At 76.0% G+C, this 5,799-nt stretch carries 5 protein-coding genes; all 5 read left to right on the forward strand.

Translation table 11 applies throughout. The features are described from left to right. Positions 1–1,471, forward strand: a 1,471-nt coding sequence (locus AWW66_RS31080; RefSeq protein WP_067374102.1) for a primosome assembly protein PriA, incomplete at its 5' end; no start/stop codon positions are given. A 204-nt stretch (positions 1,472–1,675) separates the two neighbouring features. Continuing rightward, positions 1,676–2,659, forward strand: coding sequence for an AAA family ATPase (locus tag AWW66_RS31085; RefSeq protein WP_067374105.1), 984 nt, complete (start codon positions 1,676–1,678; stop codon positions 2,657–2,659). A 146-nt stretch (positions 2,660–2,805) separates the two neighbouring features. After that, positions 2,806–4,062, forward strand: coding sequence for a cytochrome P450 (locus AWW66_RS31090; protein ID WP_067374107.1), 1,257 nt, complete (start codon positions 2,806–2,808; stop codon positions 4,060–4,062). 129 nt (positions 4,063–4,191) lie between these two features. Continuing rightward, positions 4,192–4,746: a peptide deformylase gene (gene def / locus AWW66_RS31095; RefSeq protein WP_067374110.1), complete on the forward strand. Its 555-nt coding sequence runs from the start codon at positions 4,192–4,194 to the stop codon at positions 4,744–4,746. A gap of 8 nt (positions 4,747–4,754) precedes the next feature. Continuing rightward, positions 4,755–5,681, forward strand: coding sequence for a methionyl-tRNA formyltransferase (gene fmt / locus AWW66_RS31100; RefSeq protein WP_067374116.1), 927 nt, complete (start codon positions 4,755–4,757; stop codon positions 5,679–5,681). Positions 5,682–5,799 lie beyond the last annotated feature (118 nt).

Here is a 5,799-nt window from a genome sequence, read left to right on the forward strand (position 1 = left end):
CTGGTCCGCGCTGCCGGGGGAGGACTGGGCGGCCCGCTACGCCGAGGCCGCCGCCGCGACCGTCGCCGGTGGTCGGGGCGTGGTGATGGTGGTCGCCGACGGTCGTGACCTGGACCGGCTGGACGCCGCGCTGACGGCGACGCTGGGCGAGGGGCGGCACGTGCGGCTGTCGGCCGCGCTCGGCCCGGCCCGGCGGTACCGGGCCTTCCTCGCCGCCCGGCGGGGCGAGGTGCCGGTGGTGATCGGCACCCGGGCGGCGATGTTCGCCCCGGTCGACCGGCTCGGGCTGGTGGCGATCTGGGACGACGGGGACGACGTGCACGCCGAGCCCCGGGACCCGTACCCGCACGCCCGGGAGGTGCTGCTGACCCGGTCCCAGCTCACCGACGCCGCCGCGCTGGTGGGCGGCTTCTCCCGGACCGCCGAGGCGCAACTGCTGATCGAGACCGGGTGGGCCCGCGAGGTGGCCGCCGACCGGGCCGTCCTGCGCCGGCGTACCCCGGCGGTGACGCCGACCGGCGACGATCCGCAACTGGCCCGCGACCCGGGCGCGGCGACCGCCCGGCTGCCCAGCCTGGCCTGGACCGCGGCCCGGGAGGCGGTCCGCGCCGACCTGCCGGTGCTGGTGCAGGTGCCCCGCCGGGGATACCTGCCCGCCGTGGCCTGTGCCGAGTGCCGGAGCCCGGCCCGCTGCCCGCACTGCGCCGGGCCGCTGGCGCTGCCGTCGGCCACCGGCACGCCGGCCTGCCGCTGGTGCGGTCGGGTCGCCGCCGCGTACGCCTGCCCGGAGTGCGGCGGGCGGCGGCTGCGGGCCGCGGTCGTCGGTGCCCGGCGCACCGCCGAGGAGTTGGGCCGGGCCTTCCCGGGGGTGCCGGTGCGGACCTCGGGCCGGGACGAGGTGCTGACCGCCGTGCCCGGCGGGGCCGGGCTGGTGATCGCCACGCCGGGCGCCGAGCCGGTGGCCGCCGGTGGGTACGGCGCGGTGCTGCTGCTCGACTCGTGGGCGCTGCTCACCCGGGCCGACCTGCGCGCCGGGGAGGAGGCGCTGCGCCGCTGGATGACCGCCGCCGCGCTGGCCCGGCCGGCCGCCGGGGGCGGCCGGGTGGTGGTGGTCGCCGACGGCGCGCTCGCCCCGGTGCAGGCGCTGCTACGTTGGGACGCCGCCTGGTTCGCCGCCCGGGAACTGGCCGAACGCCGGGAGTTGGGCTTCCCCCCGGCGGTCCGGATGGCCAGCGTGACCGGCACCGCCGACGCGGTGGCCGACCTGCTGTCCGAGGCCCGCCTGCCCGAGGGGGCCGAGGTGCTCGGCCCGGTCCCGGCCGACGACGACCGGGAGCGGATGCTGGTCCGGGTGCCCCGGGCGCGGGCCGCCGCGCTCGCCGGGGCGTTGCACGCCGCCGCCGCCGCGCGTACGGCGCGTAAGGCCGTCGATCCGGTCCGTCTCCAGGTGGATCCGCTGAGCCTGTTCTGAGTGGCGTCGTGCCGGGCTGTTGGTCCCGAAGTGATAGCATCGCCCGTCATGCCCGGGCGCGCGGACGTGGCGACGGTGGTGGGGCCGGCGTCACCGTGAGTGACGGGTCGGTGGCGGCGTCACGACGAGGTCGGGTCGGTCCCGGCGTCCCGGCGACGCCGAGTCGATGATGTCAACCAGACGGTGATCAGGGGTGGACCAGTCGTGACCGTACGTCAATCGATCGTCTTCAACGGTGACCTCGGCAGCGGCAAGAGCACCGTCTCCGTCGAGATCGCCGAGCGGCTGGGGCTGCGCCGGGTCAGCGTCGGCGACCTGTACCGGCAGATGGCGCAGGAGCGGCAGATGACCGCGCTCCAGCTCAACCTGCACGCCGAGCTGGACCAGGCCGTCGACGGGTACGTCGACCAGTTGCAGCGGGACATCGCCGCCTCCGGGGAGCGCCTGGTCATGGACTCCCGGCTGGCCTGGCACTTCTTCACCGACGCGCTCAAGGTGCACATGATCACCGAGCCGGGCGAGGCGGCCCGGCGGGTGCTGGCCCGCCCCTCCGGCCCGGCCGAGAGCTACACCTCCCAGGAGGAGGCGAAGCTCCGGCTGCGCGAGCGCAGCGAGAGCGAGCGGAACCGCTTCATCGTCCGGTACGGCGTGGACAAGGCCCGGCTGCGCAACTACGACCTGATCTGCGACACCACGCGGGCCCGGGCCGACGAGGTGATCGAGCAGGTGATCGCCGTCTTCACCGGTACCCTCGGCGCCGACATCGTCACCCAGGACCCGCCGCTGCTGCTGCTCGACCCGGCCCGCGTGTACCCCACCGAGGACGTGTCCGCCCTGCGGGACCTGTGGGACTCGGACTTCGTGGGCGAGGTGGCCGCCGCGGGCAACCAGGCGCTGGAGCCGCTGAAGATCGGCTACACCGGCGAGTACTTCTACGTCGTGGACGGGCACCGCCGGCTCAGCGCCGCCCTGCAGAGCGGCTTCCGCCTCGTCCCGGGCCGGCTGGTGGCCGAGGTGGAGGAGCCGGTCGTCGGCGGGGTGAGCGCGGTGGAGTACTTCGCCGCCCAGGTCCGCCCCTCGACCGTGTACGACTGGGAGGCGGCCCACGGCATCCGGCTGCCGCTGCCGGAGCACGCCCTGCTCGGCGGGGACGCGGTGCTGGCCGGGGAGCCGGCGCCCGGCGCCTGACCGGCTCGGCCTGACCGGCTCGACCGGGTGGTGCCCGGAGCCGGAGTGGGCCGGGGTGCCGGCTGTCGGGGTCGTCCGGCCGGGGCTGCGGGCCGGTGCCCGGTTCGGCATGATGGTGCCTTCCAGGCGTCGACGGGGAGGCTCAGGTGGATGCTGCCGAGGCGATGACGGCGCTGCTCTCCCCGCCGGGCCGGGTGGACCCGTATCCGACCTACGCGCGGCTGCGCGCCCACGGGCCGGTGCTCCAGGGGCCGGAGTTCTCCCTGGTCAACGGCTACGCCGAGGCGGACGCGATCCTGCGTGACAACCGGTTCGGCGTGCTCGACGACGTGCTGCGCGACCAGGTGCTGCCCGGCTGGCGGGGCAGCCCGGCGATGGAGTCGATCTCCCGGTCGATGCTGCGCACCAACCCGCCCGACCACAGCCGGATGCGCCGGCTCGCGGCCGGCGCGTTCACCCCCCGCCGGATCGCCGAGCTGCGTGCCGTGATCACCGCCCAGGCCGGCGAGCTGATCGACGCGATGGCCGCGAAGGGCCGCGACGGCGCCGTGGTGGACGTGATGGCCGAGTTCGCGTACCCGTTGCCGGTCGGGGTGATCTGCACGCTGCTCGGCGTCCCGGCGGCGGACTGGCCGCTGTTCCGGCGCTGGTCGGCCGACCTGACCGTGGTGTTGGAGCCCGAGATCACCGCGGCGGAGCTGGCCGTCGCCGACCGGGGCGCCACCGAGCTGCGCGCCTACCTCACCGAGCTGATCGAGGCCCGCCGCCGGGCCCCCGCCGACGACCTGACCAGCGCGCTGGTCAGGGTGCACGACGCCGACGGCGACCGGCTCACCGGCGACGAACTGCTGGCCAACCTGGTGGTGCTGCTGGTGGCCGGCTTCGAGACGACCACCAACCTGCTCGGCAACGGCCTGGTCGTGCTCCTCGACCACCCCCGGGAGGCCGAGGCGCTGCGCACCCGGCCCGACCTCGCCCCGCAGTACGTCGAGGAGCTGCTCCGGTACGACTCGCCGGTGCAGCTCACCACCCGCATCACCACCACCGCGGTCCGCTCCGGTGGGCTGGACCTGCCCGCCGGCAGTTGGGTGCTCGTCCTGCTCGGCGCCGCGAACCGGGACCCGCGCCGGTACCCCGAGCCGGACCGCTTCGACGCCTGGCGGGCACACCCGCAGCCGCTCTCCTTCGGCGCGGGGGCGCACTTCTGTCTCGGCGCCGGCCTGGCCCGGCTGGAGGCGCAGGTCGCCTTCCCGCTGCTGGTGCGCCGGCTGCCCGGCCTGGAGCTGGCCGCCCGCCCCCGGCGTCGGCCCCGGCTGACCCTGCGCGGCTACGACACCCTGCCGGCCACCGTCGGTGGCTCCGACACCCTGCCGGCCACCGTCGGCGGCTCCGACGGCCGGTAGCCGGCGTGACCGTGACCGGGGCCACCGCCTGCGGCGGTCACCGACCGTGGTAGGCCGCCGGGAACCGCCCCGGTCACTCCGTAGACTGGTACGGCACTGCCCGTCCCGCCGTCGAAGGAGCCATCCCGCGTGACCGTCCAGCCCATCCGTCTCTTCGGCGATCCGGTGCTGCGCACGCCGGCCGATCCGGTGGTCGACTTCGACGTCGAGCTGCGCAAGCTCATCACCGATCTCACCGACACGATGCGCGAGCAGAACGGCGCCGGTCTGGCCGCGCCCCAGCTCGGCGTGGGGCTGCGGGTGTTCGCCTTCGACGTCGACGACGTGGTCGGGCACCTGGTCAACCCGGTGCTGGAGTTTCCCGACGAGGAGGAGCAGGACGGCCCGGAGGGCTGCCTGTCCATCCCCGGGCTCTACTTCGACACCAGGCGGCGGCAGAACGTGATCGCCAAGGGCTTCAACGGCTACGGCGACCCGATGCAGATCGTCGGCACCGGCCTGATGGCCCGCTGCGTCCAGCACGAGACCGACCACCTCGACGGGGTCCTCTTCCTCGACCGGCTCGACCAGGCCGGCCGCAAGGCGGCGATGAAGGCGATCCGGGCGGCCGAGTGGTACGACCCCGGTGCCCCGCCGACGGTGAAGGTCAACCCGCACACCAGCCCCTTCGGCCTGGGGCGGTGACCCGGCCGATGCGTCTGATCTTCGCCGGTACGCCGGCCGTCGCCGTACCCGCCCTGGACGCCCTGGCGGCCTCCGGGCACGAGCTGCTCGCCGTGGTCACCCGTCCCGACGCGCCCGCCGGTCGCGGGCGGGGTCTGGTCCGCTCCCCGGTGGGGGCGTGGGCCGACGCGCACGGGGTGGAGGTGCTGACCCCGGCCCGACCCCGGGAGCCGGAGTTCCTGGACCGGCTGCGTGAGCTGGCCCCGGACTGCGTGCCGGTGGTCGCCTACGGCGCGCTGGTGCCCCCGGTCGCGCTGGAGATCCCCCGGCACGGCTGGATCAACCTGCACTTCTCGCTGCTGCCCGCCTGGCGGGGCGCCGCGCCGGTGCAGCACGCGGTGCTGCACGGCGACGAGCTGACCGGGGCCAGCGTGTTCCAGTTGGAGGAGGGCCTGGACACCGGGCCGGTCTTCGGCACGGTGACCGACGAGATCCGCCCCACCGACACCTCCGGCGACCTGCTGGAGCGGCTCGCGCACTCCGGCGCCGGCCTGCTGGTGGCCGTCCTCGACGCGATCGGGGCGGGCATCGCGCGGGCCGAGCCGCAGCCCGCCGACGGGGTGTCGCTGGCGCCGAAGCTGACCGTGGAGGACGCCCGGGTGCGCTGGTCCGACCCGGCGTTCGCGGTGGACCGGCGGATCCGGGCGTGCACCCCGGCCCCCGGCCCGTGGACCACCTTCCGGGGCGACCGGGTGAAACTCGGCCCGGTGACCGTGGTGCCGGACGGGCCCGAGCTGAAACCCGGTGAGCTGCTGGTGGAGAAGTCCCGGGTGCTGGCCGGCACGGCCACCGGCCCGGTGCGGCTGGGCGAGGTGCGAGCGGCGGGCAAGAAGGCGATGCCGGCCACCGACTGGGCCCGGGGCACCCGGGTCGCCGCCGGCGAGGAGCTCGCGTGACCGGGGCGTCGAACGGCCCCGAGCGGGGATACGCGCCGCGCCGCCCCGACGCCGCCGGCCCGCGTTCCGGTGGCGACCAGCGGTTCGGCGGTGACCGGCGCTCCGCCGGTGGCGACCA

The sequence above is a fragment of the Micromonospora rosaria genome (assembly GCF_001567585.1).
Lineage (GTDB): Bacteria > Actinomycetota > Actinomycetes > Mycobacteriales > Micromonosporaceae > Micromonospora > Micromonospora rosaria.